Source organism: Phenylobacterium sp. (assembly GCF_013822795.1).
In the GTDB taxonomy this organism is placed as follows: Bacteria; Pseudomonadota; Alphaproteobacteria; order Caulobacterales; family Caulobacteraceae; genus Phenylobacterium.
Window position 1 is genome coordinate 26,511 of record NZ_PNLB01000002.1, and the last position, 18,134, is coordinate 44,644.

The following is an 18,134-nucleotide window of genomic DNA, read 5'->3' on the forward strand; positions in this document are numbered from 1 at the left end:
CAATATTAACACTCCCTAAGCATCGGTCATGGTCAATGCCTTGGCAACTGGAGTCTTGATGTGGACCCCCAGTCCGGCCAATGCTCGGGAACCGCGAAGGAGTTCGTAACGACATGGCTGACAGCGCCGTAGTCCCGAACCAAGAGGCGCCCGCCCCGCACCTGCTGCGTGAGACGGTCGTGCGTCCGACCAGCGGCTGGCGCTCGCTCAATCTCGGCGAACTGCTCCTCTATCGCGACCTGCTGATGTTCCTCGTCTGGCGCGACCTCAAGGTCCGCTATCAGCAGACCATCCTCGGCAGCGCCTGGGCGATCATTCAGCCATTGGCGACCATGGTCGTGTTCACGGTCGTGTTCGGCAAGCTGGCCAAGCTGCCGTCGGACGGCGTCCCCTATCCGCTGTTCAGCTTCACCGCCCTGGTCATCTGGACCTATTTCAGCCAGGCGGTGACCGGCGCCGTGAACAGCCTGATCGGCAACACCCAGCTGATCGAGAAGGTCTACTTCCCGCGCCTGATCCTGCCAATCGCCGCGGTGGTCCGCGGCCTGGCCGACCTAGCCATCTCCTTCGCATTCCTGATCGCGATGCTAGCCTTCTACGGCGTCTGGCCGTCCTGGAAGGTGGTGTTCGTCATCCCCTTCACCCTGCTGGCGATCATCGCCACCGTCGGCGTCGGCGCCGGGTTCGCGGCGATCAACGTCCGGTTTCGCGACGTGCGCCAGATGATGCCGCTGCTGGTCCAGCTTTGGATGTTCGCCACCCCGGTCGCCTATCCGGCCAGCATGGCCCCGGAGAAGTGGCGCTTGCTGCTGGGCCTCAACCCGATGACCGGCGTCGTCGAGGGCTATCGCTGGGCCATGCTGAACACCGGCCCATTCCCGTTTGATCTGGTCGCCCTGTCCACCGCCAGCGCGTTGGTCATGCTGATCATTGGTCTCTTCGTCTTCCGACGGATCGAGAGCAGCTTCGCGGACATCATATGAAGAACGAGCGGCCATGGGCGATTAAGGTCGACGACCTCACCAAGCGCTATCGCTTGGGCGGGGCCGGCTCGACGAACCTGCGCCAGACGATCTCCCAGGGCGTCAAACGCCTGCCCGAACTGCTACGCGGCGAACAGCGCCCGCGGCCGGAGGACTTCTGGGCGCTGAAGGGGGTCTCCTTCGACATCAAGCGCGGCGAGATCGTTGGGGTCGTCGGCAAGAACGGGGCCGGCAAGAGCACGCTGCTGAAGATCCTCTCGCAGATCACCGAACCTACCTCCGGCGAGGTCCGCTTCCGCGGCCACGTCGGCTCGCTGCTCGAAGTCGGAACCGGCTTCCACCCTGAGCTCTCCGGCCGCGACAACGTCTTCCTCAACGGCGCCATCCTGGGCATGTCGCGCCAGCAGATCGCCCGAAAGTTCGATGAGATCGTCGCCTTCGCCGAGGTCGCCGACTTCATCGACACCCCGGTCAAGCGCTACTCCAGCGGCATGTACACGCGCCTGGCCTTCGCGGTGGCCGCGCACCTGGAGACCGACATCCTGCTGATCGACGAAGTACTCGCAGTCGGGGACATCGGCTTCCAGCAGAAGTGCCTGGCGCGCATGGGCGAGATGGCGCACGACGGCCGCACCGTGCTGTTCGTCAGCCACAACATCACTGCCGTTCAGTCGCTCTGCCCGCGTGCGATCCTGCTGCAGGGCGGCAAGGTCGCCGCCGACGGGCGCACGCACGACGTCCTGAACGCCTACCTTCGCGCGGGCGCCGAGGGCCCCTCGGGCGTCCGCCTCTGGTCGCCCGAAGACGCCCCGACCGGCGGTTCGACCAAGATCCACGCGATCCAGGCGATCTCGTTCGACGCCGACCGCCGGCATCACGTCGACATCCACACCCCGTTCCAGATCGCCTTCGACTACGAGTGGACCGGCGGCTCGCAGCCGCTGCGCTTCGACATCCGGGTCCTCAACCGCAGCGGTGTCGTGGTCTTCTTCATCAGCAGCTCGAAATCGACCTGGGCCCAGACCCCGGGACGCCACCGGATCAGCTGCATGATCCCCGCCGACCTGCTGAACGCCGACGAGTACCGGCTTCACGTGACCCTGTTACAAGGCGGCGAGGAGGTGCTCGACCTGCCCGACGCCATGACCTTCGAGATCCTCGACAGCGACCGCGACCGCGACGGCTGGTACGGCGAATGGGAAGGCGTCCTGCGCCCCCGGTTCGAATGGCGCGCTGAAGCTGCGCCGGCCGTGATCGCCTGATCCCGCCGGCCCGCCGACGGTGAACAGCCCGCTTTCCAGCGACCTCCTAGGTCCCGGCGTCGCCACGCCCGGCGTCAGCCATCGCCCGCTGTCGGCCGAGCCGGATCCCGCGGCGGCGATGACCGTCTTCTGGGACCAGGGCCTGCCCGTCGGCCAGTCGCTGACGGGCAGCGACGGAGTCACCCGCCGCTCTCCGCCGCCCGCGCGCCGAGCCCCGCCTCGCCTTCCACCCGCTCCGCCGCCGGTGAGCGTGGTCATCTGTACACGTGACCGCCCAGAAGAGCTTCGCCGCTGCCTGGCCTCGCTGCCGGCCCAGACTCTTCGCCCGCTGGAGGTGATCGTCGTCGACAACGCCTCGGCCGGCGACGCCACCCGTACGGCCGCGCAGGACGCCGGCGTGGTCTATGTCCGTGAAGATCGGCCCGGCCTCGACTATGCCCGCAACACAGGCGCAGCGACCGCCCGCGGCGAGATCGTCGCATACACCGACGACGACGTCCTGCTGCACCAGAACTGGCTGCAGAACCTGGTGGCGGCGTTCGACGCGCCCGAGGTCGGGGCGGTGACGGGGCTGGTGCTCCCGGCCGAGTTGGCGACGCCCGCCCAACTGCACTTCGAGACCTATTGGAGCTTCGCGCGCGGCTACGAGCCCAAGGACTACACGCCCGAAGCCTTCAAGGCCGAGCGGCGGGCCTTTCCGGCCTGGGATATCGGCGCCGGCGCCAGCATGGCCTTCCGCCGCCAGGTCTTCGCCACGGCCGGCCTGTTCGACGAGCGGCTGGACGTCGGCCGGGCCGGCTGTTCCGGCGACTCCGAGTTCTGGCACCGACTGCTCGCCCATGGCTATGTCTGCCGCTACGAGCCTTCCTCGGTCGCCTTCCACTATCACCGCGCCTCTGACGAGGGCCTGGCCCGGCAGCTGTTCAGCTACATGCGCGGCCACTCGGCGGCGCTGCTGGTCCAGTTCGAACGAACCGGCCGACCCGGCGACCTGCGCCGCGCGTTCCTCAGCTTGCCGGTGCGCTATGGGCGGCGCGCCCTGCGCCGTTCGCAGCCCCGCGACCGCTTCCTCGACCTCGAGATCCGCGGCTATCTCTCCGGTCTCGGCTTCTACCTGACCGGCTCGCGCCGGACCTAGCGGCCGACCATACCGCGCAGGGACCGCCTGACGGTGCGGCGCGCGCGCACGGCCGCCTCCGACGCCCGCCGCGTCGCCAGGGCGATGTGGTCCCCGGGGCCCAGCGGCCACTCCGGCAGATCGTAGGGCGCGAAGGCCAGGCGGAAGGCCCGCTCAGTCTGCGGCGTCATCAACCCATGCGTCCGGGCGTGCTCGGCCGCCCAGCGCAGGAATTCGATCCGCGCGGCATGCGGGCGATAGCGGTCATAGTCGCCGCCCTCGGTGGCCTTGTTCGACGTCGAATCCGGGTGCTGGCGATAGCGGGACTGGAACTTGTCGGCGACATAGACCGGATAGCGCAGCAGCAGCTTGGCCCAGAGGCTCTGGTCCTCATAGAGCGCGAACTGTTCCTCGAACCCGCCGACCTCCTCGATGGCCGAGCGGCGGATCATCACCGCGCAGGTGCAGGGCACGTCGCCCTGTTGACCCAGCAGCACGGCGTTGAACAGCGCCGGGGCCGGATGCGTCCGGCCGGCGAAGCGGCGCATGGTCTCGGTCCAGGTCCGGGGGTTCTCGCCCTCCCACCACCAGAGCGTCGGCCCGTAGACCCACGCCGCCTGCGGCGCGCGCTCCAGCATCGCGAGCTCGAAGGCGAGCTTGGTCGGTTCGAACAGATCGTCGGCGTCGAGAAAGGCGATGAAGCGTCCGCGTGCGGCGTCCATGCCGCGGTTGCGCGCGGCGGCCGCGCCGCGCCGGGCGGGATCGGGCGCCACGACACGGATGCGAGGATCGGCGGCCGCGGCGGCCGCCGCCATCTGCGGACTGGCGTCGCTCGAGCCGTCGTCAACCAGCAACAGCTCCCAGTCGCCGAAGGTCTGGGCCTGCACCGAGGCGATCGCCTGCTCGAGATAGGCTTCGGCGTTGAGGAACGGGGTGATCACCGACACTTCGGCCATTAGCGGGGCGCCTTGCCCAGCAGGCGCCTGACGACATTCTTGGCCATCCTCAGCCGCAAGTCGGCGATCGTGCTCCTCACGGCTAGGCGCGCCTGCGGATCAGCCTTCTGTGCGGTCAGGTAGCGCGACAGCCAGCCGAGATAGCGCAGCCTCGCCCGGTCGTCCGCGCCCGCGGCCGCAGACTCTGCGGTCGCGCTCTGCGGATGCTGCCGATACTTGAACCACACCGCGTCGCCGACATAGGTCGGCGCGGCCAGCAGGGCCTTGGCGTAGAACACCTGGTCCTCGAACATGCCCTTGAAGGCGGCCTCGAAGCCGCCGACCCCGTCGACCAGCGACTTGCGCAGCAGCGAGCCGCTCGAGGTGGGCGTCTGGTAGACGTTCTTCAGCTGCAGGTGAAACAGATGCGGCGGCCGGTAAAGTTGGCCGGGCTCTACGCCGAGATCGTAGACGAAATCCTCTTCGGCGGCGTCGGGCCGCCAAGCGTTCCAGATCAGCGCCCGCCCGTAGACCATCCCGGCCTCGGGCTGCTCGTCGAGGATCGCAACCTGCTCGGCGAGCTTGCCCGGCGCCCAGACGTCGTCCGCGTCGAGGAACGCGACCAATTCGCCCTGCGCATGGGCCAAGCCCAGATTGCGCGTCGCGCTCATCCCCCGATTGACGCCGCCGGGGTGGCGCAGCAGCCGCACGCGCTGCGGATACGCGTCCACGTAGCTCTGGGTCAGCTCGCGGCTGCCGTCGCGCGATCCGTCATCGACGACGAGCAGTTCGTAGTCCGGCCAGGTCTGGGCCAGCACGCTCTCGATCGCTTCGGCCAGGTAGGTCTCGCCGTCGTAGACGATGATGATGACGCTGACCCTAGGCGGGGCCATTCGGACCTCCCGCCCGCTGCGCTCGCCGTCGGCGGAAGGCCGAGCGCGCCGAGCGCAGGCCTTCGCGCGCGTTGGAGATCGCCATACGGGCGGCGCTGGCCGGGAGGGCGCGCGGCGCGATCCGGGTGATCCCGATGGCCTGCCGCATCAACGGCGCGAGCCCCGCCGCCTTGCGGTTCGCCAGCAGATTCATCAGCCAGGTGTCGGAGTAGAAGCGGATCCAACGCGCTTCGCCATCGCGCACGGCCACCTGCCACTCGGGCCGCTCATCGGCCGCGGCCCGATAGCGCCGCACGACGCCGAGCACCGAGCGAAGCATCATCGCGGTGTCGCGCGACATGTTCTGATCGTGCTGCCAGTACTCGGCCATCATCTCAGGACGGGCGGCGATCGCGTAGTCGCGCGACATGCGCAAATAGGTGTCGTAGTCCTCGCAGGCGCGCAGCGAGGCGTCGAATGCGCCCACCGCCTCCAGCCGATCGGCGCGATACATCACCGTCGCATGCATGCCGATGCAGTTGCAGCGCAGGAAGGTCGCGAACGGGTCCTCGCCCGGCGGGAACAGGCTCACCGGGGTGATCTGCCGGGTCACGGCGTCGACGTAACAATACGAGCCATAGACCATGCCGCAGTCGGGATGCTGCGCGAACAACTCCAGCTGTTTAGCCAGCGCGTCGGGCATCAACTGGTCGTCCGCATCGAGGAAGACGAGGTACTCGCTGCTGGCCGCGCGCATGCCGGTGTTGCGCGCCGCCGACAGGCCCTGGTTCACCTGGCGGATCAGCTTCACGGACGGATAGGCCGCCGTCACCGCCGCCGGGTCGTCGCGCGACCCATCATCGACGACGATCACTTCGCTCGGCGGCGCCGTCTGGCCGAGCGCGCTCTCGATTGCTGCGGCTAAGTAGTGCGCGTGATTATAGGTCGGTATGATCACGGCTACGCTGGCAGACATCGCCCCACCCTGTCCTCTTACAAAACGACCGGATACCCTGCGTACTCGAGCCACGCGACCGAACGGCGCAGCCCTTCATCGAACGATACGACAGGAACGTAACCAAGTTCCACCTCGGCGCGCGCCCAAGGAAGCCAGACCGTACCGGTTTGCAGCATGGCCCTCTCCAGCGACACTTCGGGACCGCGGCCGGCGATCGCTGGCGGACCACGACGCGCGCGATACGACTTCAATCCCGCGCCGATCCCCACGCGAACCGGCCGCGGCAGTCCACCCGCCAGTCCTTTAGCCAGCGGCGAGCGCCGCAGCCGCTCCAGGCGTGAGGGCGGCGCCGGCACGGCCGCCGCTGACGCCGGCAGGTCCGGCAGGACGTCCAGATCGACGCCCAGCGCCGCGGCGACCGGGCCATAGAGATCGCGCCAGGACGGCTGTTCGCGATCGCCCAGCAGATAGGTCCGCCCGTCCGCCTGTCCTGAGATCGCCGCCAGCCCGATCGCGTGGACAAGGTTGTCGACATAGATGGAGTTGCAGGCGCCGCGCGCGCCCTCGACGACATAGGCGTCTCCCGCCAGCAGTTCGTCGGCCCAGCCGCCGACCCACTGCGAGCGCGGCCCGAACACGATGCCCGGGCGCAGCACCACGGTCTCCACCGCGCCGCCGCGCCGCAGGTCGGCCAGCAAGCGCTCGGCCTGGACCTTGGCGTTGTTGTAGGCCATCGGTTGGCGATCGTTGAGGACGCTGTCCTCGTCGACGCCGGCGGCGGGCGCCTGGCCGTGGACTGAAGCGCTGCTCAGATAGATCAGCCGCCGAACGCCGGCGTCCTGCGCCGCGCGATAGACCGGCTCGACGGCGCCGACGATGGTCTGCGGATCGCCCGCCACCGCCGAGACGACCACGTCGCAACCTTGCAGCGCGGCGGCCAGCGCTACGCGGTCACCCGCATCGGCCACCCGAACATCGAGATCGAACCGGCGCGGCAACGCCGCGGCGCTGGCGCGGCGCACGATTGGACGCACCTGGGCCTGGCCCGACAGGTGCAGCATTTCGACGGCGCGATTGCCGACGAACCCGTTGGCGCCGAGGATGGCGATGCAGGTCATGGCCTGACTCCGGCGTCGATCCACGGCTCGGCCATCGGCTGGCGACGCCCGTAGCAGACATCGATCAGCCGCAGGGCGGCGAGACCCGGCTCCGCCCCTCGACCGGCCCCGCCCGGTCCGGCGATCGCGGCGCGCAGCTGCGCGGTGAAGGCGTCCTGAAACTCACCGGCGCCATCCAGGACCAGCGCCGCGGACTGACCGTCCAGGCTCAGCTCGAGACGGTCAGTCTCGTACGGCGTCCAGGCGATGTTGCCGGACGCTCCGTGAAAGACGAAGCGATTAGGCCGCGCCCAGTCGCGGCTGAGACGGATCTTCGCCGGCACGCCGGCGAAGTCGAGCTCGACGCGCGCATTGGCCTCGACGCCGCCGCGGCGGTCGTCGGCGTACGCGACCAGCTGCGGCTCCCCAAGCCAGCCGATCAACAAGTCGAACACGTGCGGGCCAAGGTCGCGCAGCACGCCCCCGCCGCTCTCGGCGCGGCTGAAATAGCCCGGTGAACTGACCGGCCAATCGAACGGGCCGCCCTCGAAGACCTCCACCGACATCAGCTCCCCGATCGCCCGGCGGCGCAGAAGATCGGCGATGGCCCGCACAGAGGGGAACTGCCGGCGCATCAGCCCCTCGGTCAGGGGGCGGCCGGCGGTCTGCGCGGCGGCGATCATCGTCGCCGCCTCTTCCCCCGACATCGCCAGCGGCTTCTCACAGTGAACCGCCAGCCCCCGGGCCAGCGCGGCCAGCACCTGCTCGGCATGGCGGCGCGGCGGCGAGGCGACCAGGACCAGGTCAAGCCCCGCGTCCAGCAGCTCCTCGTAGCTGGCGCACGGGCGCGCGCCAGGCAGGCGATCGCAAATCGCCTGCCTGGCCGCGACGTCGGGATCGAAGACAGCGACGAGCCGAGCCTCGCCGGCGGCTTCCAGCGCGATCAGCGCGGGCGCGTAGTAGCGCGCGCTGACCGCGCCGCATCCCGACAATCCGATGCGGATCATGCAGCTTCCGCGTCACCGGCCACGAAGCCGCCGCTCAGGGCGATACGCGCCGCCTGCCGCAGAACGCCTGGCGTCGCGCTCATCCTGACCGCTTCCAGCAAATGCGCCTGCATCCCCTGCCGATCTCCGCTGCGCGCGAACCTGCGAGCATTGTTGAGGGCCGTGTCGGCATAGGTCGACCGAGCCCGACGGGCGATGTCCCGCGCCCGGTTCGGCGGCAGATAGGGCGTGAACATCTCGATGGCGCGCCGCGTGTAACCAAGCTCTTCGGCCATGCGGAAGTGACGCCCGGTGTTCGACTCCTCGTGCATCCGGTAGCCGGCCAGCACCTCCGGCTCGTACCAGACGGGATAGCGCGCGGCGATGCGCACCCACATCTCCCAGTCCTCTGAGCAGACCAGCCGGGGATCGAAGCCTCCCAACTCCTCATAGACCTCTCGCCGGACCGTGATCGACGGCGTCATGATCCGCTGCTCCTCGGCCAGCCGCTCCACCCCGGCGGTCAGAACGCCGGCCCTCGGTTGCTCAGGATCCGGTATGGAGAGTTCCTTCCCGTCACCGTCGATGTATCTGTGTCGGCAGAAGGCCGCTCCGATATCCGGAGAACTCTCGAAGCCTTGCTGCAGGGCTTCGTAGAAGCCGGGCTCGACACGGTCGTCGCCATGCAACAGGTGCACATAGCGCCCCCGCGCGCGGCTCAGGCAGGTCGCAAAGTTGAGGATGTGCCCGACGTTGCTCGGCTGCCGATAGAAACTCACGCGGTCGCCGCCGACCGCGCGAACCACCGCCTCGGGATCGTCGGTCGAGCCGTCGTCGACGACCTCGATCTGCATGTCCTCGGGACCGGGCGCCTGGTCGAGCACGCTGCGCAGAGTCTCGGCCAGATAGCCGGCGCAGTCGTAGGTCGGGATCATCACCGACCAGTCCGGTCTTGGCAGATTGTCCATGATCGGTTCGATCTGCGCGCGCTGAAGGGAGTTGTTCATCGTCTTTCTCCGCTCCCCCACACGCGCCGGGTTACGCGCAGCAAGCTGCGCGGGCTTAACTGGCGGGCGCCGCCGGCGCGCAGCGCCCGCCAGAGACAGTCGCGGGCCATCGCGGTCTCGCCACGCTCGGCGTAGACCTCGGCCCACTCGAAGAAGTAGCGGCTCGCGCCGCCGCGAGCGGCGCGCTGCTGGCTCGGCGGCGAGACCGCCCGCATGCGCCGGTAAAATCCCTCGATGCGATCGAGCTTTTCCTGGCCCGGCAGCGACGAGAACATCCCGCCCGAGTGCAGGCGGTATCCGCCGATCGGCTCGTCCACGAACGCGATCGGCCCCCACGCTGCGCAGAGGATGTAGAGCGGCCAGTCCGTGATCGGGAAAAAGCCCGCGTACCAGTCGCCCAGCTCGCTCAGCGCCTCGCGCCGCATCATCCCAGCGCAGGTCGCGAACGGGTTGCCGTTCCAGAGGTCGTCGATGTCGCTGCGCGCCTTCTGATCGGCCGGCGTCCACCGCCGCGACGGTGCCCCCTCGCCGTCGTCGACCAGGGCGTTGTGAAACACCGCCGACAGCGCCGGATCGGCGTCCAGCATCTCGGCCTGCCGCTGCACCTTGTCGTGATCGGTCCAGTAGTCGTCGCCGTCCAACAGACAAATGTAACGGCCCCGCGCAGCCCGGATCGCTCTGGCGACCACCTCGTTGGAGCGCAAGTTTTGCGGAGACATCAGCATGCGGATCTGCGGATGCCGCTCAGCGTAACGGGCCAGGATCGTGCGGGTGGCGTCCGTCGAACTGTCCTCGCTGACAATCACTTCGACCCTCCTATCGGTGCGCTGAGCCAACACACCGTCAAGAGCAGATGAAATATAATCAGCGTGATTATAGGTAATTAAAAGAATACTGACATCAACATCGTCGCCATTTGTTACAATTGACAACCCACGCGATAATTCATGCGTCATATCTCGCCTCGATAATGCATGAGATTAGCCGACTACAGCTCAGCCAGACCAAACTTGACTATCGCGCGCCCCCACGCGTCGGCGATGAATGCAATCTTCGCTATGAGATATTAAAAAATACCCCAATTTTTGTGGCAAAGATTATTGGGGTTTCATGGGAGCCGAGACGCCGCTCACGCACAGTTCGGCGAAGAAGAGTCCAGGCAATCGCCTCCGTCGAGACGGCGCAAAATCGACATCGACTGCAACCGCTCAGAAACCCATGACGGCTAAGGTGTGCATTCGATCGGAATTCTCCAAAACGGAGAAAGACGTTTTTTTCGGGATGTATCCGATCGTAAATCGACTAATGTACAGTCTATAAGTCTCGGATTACCGCGTACCTTTGGCCCCACCCCTTTTCGGGAAATCGATTGCCCTAACCAGCGGGCTGTCGAGCCGGCTTACTGTCGGGTGGTGTTTGGCTCTACCGTTCACAACTGGGGGTGAATGTGGGAAAGGCAGTACTCGTTGCCGGTGGGTGTGGCTTCCTTGGCTCACACCTGATCGATCGCCTCCTGCTGAGGTCCGACGTCGACCGCATCCTCGTGGTGGACAATCTTTGGACCGGCACGCGGGATAATCTGAAGCACATCTCGGACCCGCGCCTGCACCTCGAGGTCGCACCGGCGGAGCACTTCTCCACGTCCGAGCGCTTCGACGAAATCATCCACCTCGCCTCACCGGCCTCGCCGCCGTGGTACATGCGCGACCCGGTCGGCGTCATCCAGGCCAACCTCGGCGGCGCGCTGAACCTGCGCAACCTGCTGGCCAAAGGCGGGCGCTTCTCGTTCGCGTCCACCTCGGAAGTCTATGGCGATCCGCTGATCTCGCCGCAGCCTGAGCACTATCGCGGCTCGGTCGACTGCACCGGTCCACGCTCGTCGTACGACGAGAGCAAGCGCTGCACAGAGTCGCTGCTGTTTGAATGCCGCCGCGTTTACGGCATCGATATCCGCATCGTGCGGCTGTTCAACGTCTATGGCCCGCGCACGCGGATCGACGACGGCCGCGCGGTGTCAAATTTCCTCGGCCAGGCGCTGACCACCGGCAAGCTCACCGTCTATGGCGACGGCCTGCAGTCGCGCAGCTGGGGCTATGTCGACGACATCATCGACGCGCTCGAGCGCTACTTCTGGCGTGACCAGATCAGCTATCCGGGGCCGCTCAACGTCGGCAACGACCGCGAGATCTCGGTTCTCGAGGTCGCCGAATACATCACCAAGCTCGTGCCAGGCTCGTCGATCGAGTTCATGCCGCCCGTTCCGCAGGACCCGACCAATCGCCGGCCGGATCTGACTCGGATGAACCAGGTGCTTCCTGGCTGGTCGGCTGACATTCCCTACGAGGACGGGATTCGCCGCACCCTCGAATGGTTCAAGCTCCAGATCGGTCAGCAGAAGACCGTGCTGGCGCTGGCGCCGGCTCCGCTACTGATGGACCCTAGCTAGCGGGACGCTCCACCATGCGCGGATGGTACGCGGCGTCGAGCGCCGCCAGGCTCTTGAACCGTTGAAGCCGGCGCCTCGAGTCCCAAGCTGTGTCGACCTCGGTGTCAGAATAGGCGTCGAAATGGCGTGGATCGACAAAGCGGTCCACGCCGCCGCCGCGCCGGCTGAGGTAGATGGCGGTCAGACGCGCCTGCTCGGCCAGCTTGAGCGGCGCGCCGATCGGGTCGTGCGCAAACGCCTCGCCGACGGCGCCGATCGCCTCGCGGAACAGGCCGCGCCGGGCGCGATTGCGCGCATACTCGGCGAAGAAATTCGCCATCCGGCGACGCGCAAGGCCGCGCGCCGTGTCGTCCAGGTCAGGCCACAGCACCCGGTACATCGCGATGTGCGAGCGGATCATGCGCCCGACGTCCTCGGTCATCGCCCCGTCGGTTCGCCGATAGCCGGTCAGATAGGCCGGGACGCAGGCGAACTGATGCTTCAGCGCGATCTGCAACTGGATCAGGTAGTCCTCGCACCCCTGGGCGCCGGCCGCATTCAGCCCCGGCTCGTAGCGCAGGTCGTCCAGGGCACTGCGCCGGATCAACGGGGTGCTGCCGTTGGATACGAAGTTCCAGTCCAGGTGCCGGTACAGCACCCAGCCCTCGACCACCGGCGTCGCCGAGGCGTCGATGATGCGGCCGGACGTGTCGATGCGGCGATACCAGTTGTAGACCAGGCCCAGGCTGGCCGGTCCGTTCGTGAAGCGCTCGAGCTGCAGCCGCAACTTGTCCGGATGCCAGAGATCGTCCGCGTCCAGCGGTGCGACGAAGTCGCCGCGCGCCGCGTCGATGCCGGTGTTGCGCGCCGCCGCGACCCCGCCATTGGGCTTGGAAATCACCCGTACGCGGGCGTCTCGCGCGGCGATCGACTCGGCCATGGCGCGCGTGCCGTCCTTCGAGCCGTCGTCAACGACGATCACCTCGAGCTCGGCGTGGGTCTGCCGCAGCACGGACTGCAACGTCTCGGCGAGGGTCGGGGTGGCGTTGTAGGCCGGCACGACGACAGAAATCAGGTTCGGCATGATCCAACTTCGCGGTGAAAACGTGCAGAATTCGAACTACACTATTCAAATACCTTTGGTAGCCTTCGGCCTAGAGCCAATGTGCTGGTGACCGGGAGTCATTGTGCGTATCGCCTTTGTCTCGCTAGGTAGTCCCTTCAACCGCTCGTCATGGAGCGGCATACCCTACTATGCGCTGCGCGAACTGAGCCGGCGGTTCAACGATCTGACCGTGATCGACACCCCGCGGCTGGATGAAAGCCTGCGCTACGCCTCCAGCCTGGCGGCGCTCGGCGTGCTGGTCTCGCGCGAACCGGTGGTCACCCGCGCCTTCGGCCATTGGCTCGACAAGCGTCTGACCGAGACCGACGCCGACGCCGTGGTCTCGATCGGCGCGGCCCACAAGGTCGCCTACATCGATCCCAAGTGGCCCGTGATTCACGTCGCCGACGCCCTGTTCGGCCCGCTGGTCGACTACTATCCGAAGTATCGCCCGCTCAACGGGCGCACCCGGCGCATCGGCAACGCCCTGCAGCGGCACCTGATCAACCGCAACCAGCCGATCATGCTGACCTCCGACTGGGCGGCGCGGTCGGCGGCCGAGTACTACGACGTCCCGACCGAGCGTTTCGGAGTCGCGCCGCTGGGCGCGAACTTCGACGTCGAACCGATAGCCTACGAACGCGCCTCGCAGGGCGACAAACTCAAGCTTCTCTTCGTCGGCTACGACTGGCCGCGCAAGGGCGGCGCCCTGGTGCTGCAGGTGTTCCAAGAACTGCGCCGCCACATCGGCGACGCCGAGCTGCACATCGTCGGCTGCAAGCCGGCGGAGACCTTCGGCGTCGAGGGCGTCGTCCATTACGGCCACCTCAGCAAGACCGATCCGGAGCAGGCCGCTCAACTCGAGAGTCTCTTCCGCACCTCGTCCTTCCTCTTCATGCCCAGCCGGCAGGAGGCCTTTGGGCTGGTCTATTGCGAGGCCTGCGCCTTCAGCCTGCCCTCGGTCGCCCGCGACACCGGCGGGGTCAGCGCTATCGTTCAGAACGGCTCGAACGGTCTGCTGTTCGGACCCGACGCCGAGGTCGGGAACTACGTCGCCGGCATCCGGGAGATCTGGGCCGACGAGCCCCGTTATCTCGCCATGACCCGCGCCGCGCGCGCGGCGTTCGAAGATCGTCTGCGCTGGAACGTCTGGGGCGCGAGGGTCGAGGCGGAAATTCGCGCCCTGGGGAGGAAGGTCAATGGCGATTGACGTCGGCCGGGCCAAGCCCGCCATCTTGGTCACGGGCGGCGCCGGCTACATCGGCAGCCACGCCGTCCTGGAGCTGCTCGACGCGGGTTATCCCACCGTCGTCATCGACAACCTGGTCACCGGCTTTCGCTGGGCCGTCGATCCCCGCGCCAGCTTCGTCGAAGGGGCCATCGACGACGACGCCCTGGTCAGACGGACCATTCGCGAGCACGCCATCGGCGGGGTGCTGCACTTCGCCGGCTCCACGGTCGCCCCGGAGTCAGTCGCCGATCCGCTGAAGTACTATCGCAACAACACCGCCGCCAGCCGCTCGCTGCTGGAGAGCGTGACCGGCGAAGGCGTCCGTCATTTCGTCTTCTCCTCCACCGCCGCCGTCTACGGCGTCACGCCCGAGCGACCGGTGACCGAACGTGATCGTGTCGAACCCGAAACGCCCTACGGCCGTTCAAAGCTCATGACCGAGCGGATGCTGGCTGACCTGGCCGCCGCCAAGGCGGACTTCAACTACTGCGCATTGCGCTACTTCAATGTGGCCGGCGCGGACGCGCTCGGCCGGGCCGGCCCGTCCGGCATCGGCGCCACCCACCTGATGAAGGCCGCCGTCGAGGTGGCGGTGGGCAAGCGCGAAGCCCTGATCGTCCATGGCGACGACTTCGCCACCCACGACGGCACCGGGGTGCGCGACTACATCCATGTCAGCGATCTGGCCGCGGTCCACATTCTGGCGCTGCAGCGGCTGCTCGACGAGCCTGGCGCCAGCCACGTGCTCAACTGCGGCTATGGGCGCGGCCATTCGGTGCTCGACGTGGTCGGCGCGGTCAGCGTCGCCGCCGGCCGCCAGATTCCCTATGTCGTCGGCGGCCGCCGGCCAGGAGACCTCGGCTCGGTGATCGCCGACAACGAGCGCATCAGGACCGAATTCGCCTGGCGGCCGCGGTTCGACGAACTGTCCGTCATCGTCGCCGACGCCCTGCGCTGGGAGCAGGAGCTGGATCGGCGCAGGATTTGAGCATGGCCGAGTCAGATATCCCAAGGTTGGAGCGACTGCTGCAACTCGGGATCCTTCGGCTCCGCGAGCACTTCCTGCACCATGCCGAGCAGATCTTCCGCCAGATGCTGGCCGAGACGCCCGATCACCCGCACGCCCAACGCTTCCTGGGCGTGACGCTCTTCAAGCTCGGTCGCCGGGACGAAGGCGTTGAGCTGCTGCGACAGGCGACCGCCGATCCGGACACTCCGCCCAAGGCCTGGGGCGACCTGGCCGCGGCCCTGCACCGGATGGGCGCCTCCGACGAGGCCGCCGAGGCCTACGGCCGCGCCGTGCATGGCCCGCCCACGACGCCGCCAGCCGACATCGCTTTCGCGACCGAACGGGGCGTGCATGAGTTCAAGCTCTCCGACTATCCCTATCGCGCCACCGTGCGCTACGGCGCCGGTCGGCCCCCGCACTCGCGCCTGTTCGAGCTGATCGACGCCCAGCGCGAGACCTATGCGCGGCAGCTCGCCGCCGTCGCCGAGATCCAGGCCGATTTCGCCGACATCGCCTGGAACGGCCACTACGATTCCGCCGAACCATTCTGGTTGAACGGCTGGTTTCCACCGCTGGACGGCATGGTCCTCACCGCGATGCTGCGTCAGTCCAATCCCAGCCGCTTCGTCGAGATCGGCTCGGGCGTCTCGACCAAGTTCGCCCACAGGGCCGTCCGCCGCTACGGCCTGAAGACCAAGCTGATCTCAATCGACCCGCAGCCGCGCAACGAAATCGACGCCCTCTGCGATCAGGTTCTGCGCAAGCCGCTGGAAACCTGCGATCCGGCGATGTTCGACGTGCTCGAGCCCGGCGACATCTTCTTCCTGGACTCCTCCCACCGCGCCTTCCAAGGCTCGGACGTCACCGCCTTCTTCCTCGACATCCTGCCGCGATTGAAGCCGGGGGTGATCGTCCAGATCCACGACATCTACCTCCCCGACGATTACATCGGCGGCCATGTCGAGCGGCTCTGGAACGAACAGTACCTGTTGGCGGCGGCGCTCCTGTTTGGCGCGAACGCCTTCGAGATCCTGTTCCCCGCCTGGTACGCCGGCCAGGACCCGGCGCTCGCCGCGTACGCCGCCGATCTGTTCCATGGCGGCCCGCTCGCCGGCCTGAACCTCTACGGGGCATCTTTCTGGCTGCGTAAAGTCTAGCGGCCCGCTTCCGCGCATTGCCAGGCCTGAACGCCGCGGGCAGTTTCCCGGCCCGGTCGCCTAGCCGCAGGGCCGCCGCCATTGAACACAGCGCGGCCTGGGAGAATCCATCGATGTCGGGTGTCCAAGCTTCCTCGCAGACCAGCGAACTCGACCGCCTGCGCGAGGCTGCCTCCGAGGCCTGGATCTACGGCCTGCCGCTCATCGAGATCGCCACCACCCGGGGCAGCCGCGCCGGCTTCGGCGGGTCGCTGAACACCTTCGGGCACATGCGCAACCTGGCCAACCACAAGATGCGGGCGGTAACCACGCCCAACAACGACACCCTCTACACCAGCGCTCAGATCGACCTCAGCAGCGGGCCAGTGACCATCACCCTGCCGGCCAGCGGCGAACGCTATCTCTCGCTCGCGCTGATGGACGCCTACACCAACAACTTCGCGATCCTTGGCACGCGCACCACCGGGCCGGACGCCGTGACGTTCCGCCTGGTCGGCCCCCAGGAGACCAGCGAGGGCCCCAACACGCTGCGCTCGCCGACCAACCACGTCTGGGCGCTGGCCCGCATCCTGGTCGACGGCCCCTTCGACCTGGAGGCCGCCCGCGCCGTCCAGGCCGGCATCTCGCTGCAAGGCCCCCCGGCGTCCGACGCCCCGGTCCATGCGCGCCGCAGCGCGCCGTGGAACGAGTACTTCGCCAGCCTCGACGCACTGCTGGTCGCCAACCCGCCGCCGATCACCGACCTGGCGCTGCTCCGGCGCATCGCCGTGCTCGGACTGGGCGGCGGCGACTTCGACGCTTCGCGCTTCAACGCCGACCAGGCGGCCGCCATCGAGGCCGGCATCGCCCAGGCCCGCACCATGATCCGCACCTCCGGCATCGGCGGCGTGAACTGGATCGACGGCTGGTCCTATCCGCGCGCAGACCTCGGCGACTTCGGCCAGAGCTACGGCTACCGCGCCGCCGTTGCGCTCGCAGGCCTGGCGGCGCTGCCGCCAGTCGAAGCGATGTACATGCGCGGCCGGGGCGAAAGCCGCGGGCTCTATGACGGCGCCAAGGACTGGCGGCTGCACTTCCCGGCCGACCGCCTGCCGGCCGTGGACAGCTTCTGGTCGCTCAGCCTCTACGAGGCGACGCCCGACGGCCAGTTCTTCTTCACCGACAACCCGATCGACCGCTATGCGATCGGCGACCGCACGCAGGGCCTGACCTATAACGAGGATGGTTCGCTTGATATCTGGATCGGCCACGCCCACCCGGGCGAAGGCCGCGAGAGCAACTGGCTGCCGGCCCCCGACGGGCCGTTCGCGCTGTTCATGCGCGCCTACCTGCCCAAGGCCGCGATGTTGGAAGGCGACTACCGCCTGCCGCCGGTGACCGCCGCCTAGCGGCGGGGGCTCTAGTGCACCCGCTCGAAGTGCCCGCAGAGACGCTCGACCGCATAGACCGTCGTCCGCAGTTCGCGGGTCAGGACCGGGCTGAGCGTCTCATCGGGGTCGACCACCCATAGCTCGCTGTCGACGGCGCAGGACGCCAGCAGCACCCGAAGCGCCAGCATCAGGTCTTCCCAGATCGAGCGGTCGCTGTCGGGCGTCTGCTGCGGATCCGTCACCAACATCAGATCAGCGAAGCGGCGCATGGCCCGCGAGGCGTGGGCCACGTCCATAGCCAGAGAACTGGCCTCGAACTGCGGCGCCGACGTCAGCCGGCTGAGCTCGCCTGGCGAGGCGCCGGCCCATAGCAGCCCTTCATTCAGGCGATGCAGCGCCTCGCTCAGCCGCAACAGCCAGTAGGTCAGCTGTTCCTGTGGCGAGAGGCCCGGATAGGGAACGTTCACGAACGCCGCCACGTCAGGAACGGTCCGCTGCGCGGCCGTCGCCGAGACACCGCTTGAGAGCGAGACCCAGCGACAACACCATGACGAGCCAGACGGCCGTCAGGCCGGCGACATAGGCGGCGATACTCATGGGAACACTCGGGAACAGACGAC

17 protein-coding genes are annotated in these 18,134 nt (G+C 67.7%); 8 read left to right on the forward strand and 9 right to left on the reverse strand.

Annotated features, from left to right (window positions below; genetic code table 11):
* Positions 1-113 precede the first annotated feature (113 nt).
* From C0481_RS01770 to C0481_RS01780, 3 genes are read left to right on the forward strand one after another with little or no spacing between them, the layout of a single operon-like run.
* The gene (locus C0481_RS01770; protein WP_293400084.1) at positions 114-983 is read left to right on the forward strand and encodes an ABC transporter permease; all 870 of its coding nucleotides are present in this window, start codon (positions 114-116) and stop codon (positions 981-983) included.
* A complete protein-coding gene (locus C0481_RS01775; RefSeq protein WP_293400086.1) occupies positions 980-2,245 on the forward strand; it encodes an ABC transporter ATP-binding protein in 1,266 nt (421 codons plus the stop codon). Before C0481_RS01770 ends, C0481_RS01775 begins: the two co-directional genes overlap by 4 nt.
* A 19-nt stretch (positions 2,246-2,264) precedes the next feature.
* Entirely contained in the window at positions 2,265-3,383 is a 1,119-nt protein-coding gene (locus C0481_RS01780; protein ID WP_293400088.1) for a glycosyltransferase family A protein, read from the forward strand.
* Here C0481_RS01780 and C0481_RS01785 read toward each other — a convergent pair.
* The 7 genes from C0481_RS01785 to C0481_RS01815 are packed head-to-tail and all read right to left on the reverse strand — an operon-like array spanning position 3,380 to position 10,173.
* Entirely contained in the window at positions 3,380-4,318 is a 939-nt protein-coding gene (locus C0481_RS01785) for a glycosyltransferase (protein ID WP_293400090.1), read from the reverse strand. The genes C0481_RS01780 and C0481_RS01785 overlap by 4 nt on opposite strands.
* Complete coding sequence (locus C0481_RS01790) at positions 4,318-5,190, reverse strand: glycosyltransferase family A protein (RefSeq protein ID WP_293400092.1); 873 nt, start codon at positions 5,188-5,190, stop codon at positions 4,318-4,320. The genes C0481_RS01785 and C0481_RS01790 overlap by 1 nt, the downstream gene beginning before the upstream one ends.
* Complete coding sequence (locus tag C0481_RS01795; RefSeq protein ID WP_293400094.1) at positions 5,177-6,145, reverse strand: glycosyltransferase family A protein; 969 nt, start codon at positions 6,143-6,145, stop codon at positions 5,177-5,179. The genes C0481_RS01790 and C0481_RS01795 overlap by 14 nt, the downstream gene beginning before the upstream one ends.
* 17 nt (positions 6,146-6,162) lie before the next feature.
* A complete protein-coding gene (locus C0481_RS01800) occupies positions 6,163-7,245 on the reverse strand; it encodes an NAD(P)H-binding protein (RefSeq protein ID WP_293400096.1) in 1,083 nt (360 codons plus the stop codon).
* Positions 7,242-8,231 carry a Gfo/Idh/MocA family oxidoreductase gene (locus tag C0481_RS01805; protein ID WP_293400098.1) on the reverse strand — a complete coding sequence of 330 codons (990 nt, stop codon included), beginning with the start codon at positions 8,229-8,231 and terminating at the stop codon, positions 7,242-7,244. Before C0481_RS01805 ends, C0481_RS01800 begins: the two co-directional genes overlap by 4 nt.
* On the reverse strand, positions 8,228-9,217 hold the full coding sequence (locus C0481_RS01810; protein ID WP_293400100.1) for a glycosyltransferase: 990 nt from the start codon (positions 9,215-9,217) through the stop codon (positions 8,228-8,230). The genes C0481_RS01805 and C0481_RS01810 overlap by 4 nt, the downstream gene beginning before the upstream one ends.
* On the reverse strand, positions 9,214-10,173 hold the full coding sequence (locus C0481_RS01815; RefSeq protein WP_293400102.1) for a glycosyltransferase: 960 nt from the start codon (positions 10,171-10,173) through the stop codon (positions 9,214-9,216). Before C0481_RS01815 ends, C0481_RS01810 begins: the two co-directional genes overlap by 4 nt.
* Positions 10,174-10,664: 491 nt before the next feature.
* On the opposite strand from C0481_RS01815, the gene C0481_RS01820 reads away from it, so the two are divergent.
* Positions 10,665-11,663: an NAD-dependent epimerase/dehydratase family protein gene (locus tag C0481_RS01820; RefSeq protein WP_293400104.1), complete on the forward strand. Its 999-nt coding sequence runs from the start codon at positions 10,665-10,667 to the stop codon at positions 11,661-11,663.
* Here the strand turns inward: C0481_RS01820 and C0481_RS01825 are convergent.
* Positions 11,656-12,726 carry a glycosyltransferase family 2 protein gene (locus C0481_RS01825; RefSeq protein ID WP_293400105.1) on the reverse strand — a complete coding sequence of 357 codons (1,071 nt, stop codon included), beginning with the start codon at positions 12,724-12,726 and terminating at the stop codon, positions 11,656-11,658. The two genes, C0481_RS01820 and C0481_RS01825, sit on opposite strands and share 8 nt — an antisense overlap.
* 103 nt (positions 12,727-12,829) lie before the next feature.
* Here C0481_RS01825 and C0481_RS01830 point away from each other — a divergent pair, with 103 nt between their 5' ends.
* From C0481_RS01830 to C0481_RS01845, 4 genes are all read left to right on the forward strand, one after another.
* Positions 12,830-13,957 (forward strand): glycosyltransferase family 4 protein, encoded by a 1,128-nt coding sequence (locus tag C0481_RS01830; RefSeq protein ID WP_293400106.1) that lies wholly within the window; start codon positions 12,830-12,832, stop codon positions 13,955-13,957.
* Positions 13,947-14,966, forward strand: a complete 1,020-nt coding sequence (galE, locus tag C0481_RS01835) for a UDP-glucose 4-epimerase GalE (RefSeq protein WP_293400108.1) — start codon at positions 13,947-13,949, stop codon at positions 14,964-14,966. Before C0481_RS01830 ends, galE begins: the two co-directional genes overlap by 11 nt.
* A 2-nt stretch (positions 14,967-14,968) precedes the next feature.
* A complete protein-coding gene (locus C0481_RS01840; RefSeq protein WP_293400110.1) occupies positions 14,969-16,144 on the forward strand; it encodes a class I SAM-dependent methyltransferase in 1,176 nt (391 codons plus the stop codon).
* A 113-nt stretch (positions 16,145-16,257) separates the two neighbouring features.
* On the forward strand, positions 16,258-17,532 hold the full coding sequence (locus tag C0481_RS01845; protein ID WP_293400112.1) for a DUF1254 domain-containing protein: 1,275 nt from the start codon (positions 16,258-16,260) through the stop codon (positions 17,530-17,532).
* An 11-nt stretch (positions 17,533-17,543) separates the two neighbouring features.
* Here C0481_RS01845 and C0481_RS01850 read toward each other — a convergent pair whose 3' ends face one another.
* A complete protein-coding gene (locus tag C0481_RS01850) occupies positions 17,544-17,981 on the reverse strand; it encodes a hypothetical protein (protein WP_293400114.1) in 438 nt (145 codons plus the stop codon).
* Positions 17,982-18,134: the final 153 nt, after the last annotated feature.

Excerpts from the sequence above, each read along its gene's own strand:
- C0481_RS01770 (WP_293400084.1), top strand. The coding sequence starts at position 114 with ATGGCTGACAGCGCCGTAGTCCCGAACCAAGAGGCGCCCGCCCCGCAC.
- C0481_RS01775 (WP_293400086.1), top strand. The coding sequence starts at position 980 with ATGAAGAACGAGCGGCCATGGGCGATTAAGGTCGACGACCTCACCAAG.
- C0481_RS01785 (WP_293400090.1), bottom strand. The coding sequence starts at position 4,318 with ATGGCCGAAGTGTCGGTGATCACCCCGTTCCTCAACGCCGAAGCCTAT.
- C0481_RS01790 (WP_293400092.1), bottom strand. The coding sequence starts at position 5,190 with ATGGCCCCGCCTAGGGTCAGCGTCATCATCATCGTCTACGACGGCGAG.
- C0481_RS01795 (WP_293400094.1), bottom strand. The coding sequence starts at position 6,145 with ATGTCTGCCAGCGTAGCCGTGATCATACCGACCTATAATCACGCGCAC.
- C0481_RS01800 (WP_293400096.1), bottom strand. The coding sequence starts at position 7,245 with ATGACCTGCATCGCCATCCTCGGCGCCAACGGGTTCGTCGGCAATCGC.
- C0481_RS01805 (WP_293400098.1), bottom strand. The coding sequence starts at position 8,231 with ATGATCCGCATCGGATTGTCGGGATGCGGCGCGGTCAGCGCGCGCTAC.
- C0481_RS01810 (WP_293400100.1), bottom strand. The coding sequence starts at position 9,217 with ATGAACAACTCCCTTCAGCGCGCGCAGATCGAACCGATCATGGACAAT.
- C0481_RS01815 (WP_293400102.1), bottom strand. The coding sequence starts at position 10,173 with ATGACGCATGAATTATCGCGTGGGTTGTCAATTGTAACAAATGGCGAC.
- C0481_RS01825 (WP_293400105.1), bottom strand. The coding sequence starts at position 12,726 with ATGCCGAACCTGATTTCTGTCGTCGTGCCGGCCTACAACGCCACCCCG.
- galE (WP_293400108.1), top strand. The coding sequence starts at position 13,947 with ATGGCGATTGACGTCGGCCGGGCCAAGCCCGCCATCTTGGTCACGGGC.
- C0481_RS01840 (WP_293400110.1), top strand. The coding sequence starts at position 14,969 with ATGGCCGAGTCAGATATCCCAAGGTTGGAGCGACTGCTGCAACTCGGG.
- C0481_RS01845 (WP_293400112.1), top strand. The coding sequence starts at position 16,258 with ATGTCGGGTGTCCAAGCTTCCTCGCAGACCAGCGAACTCGACCGCCTG.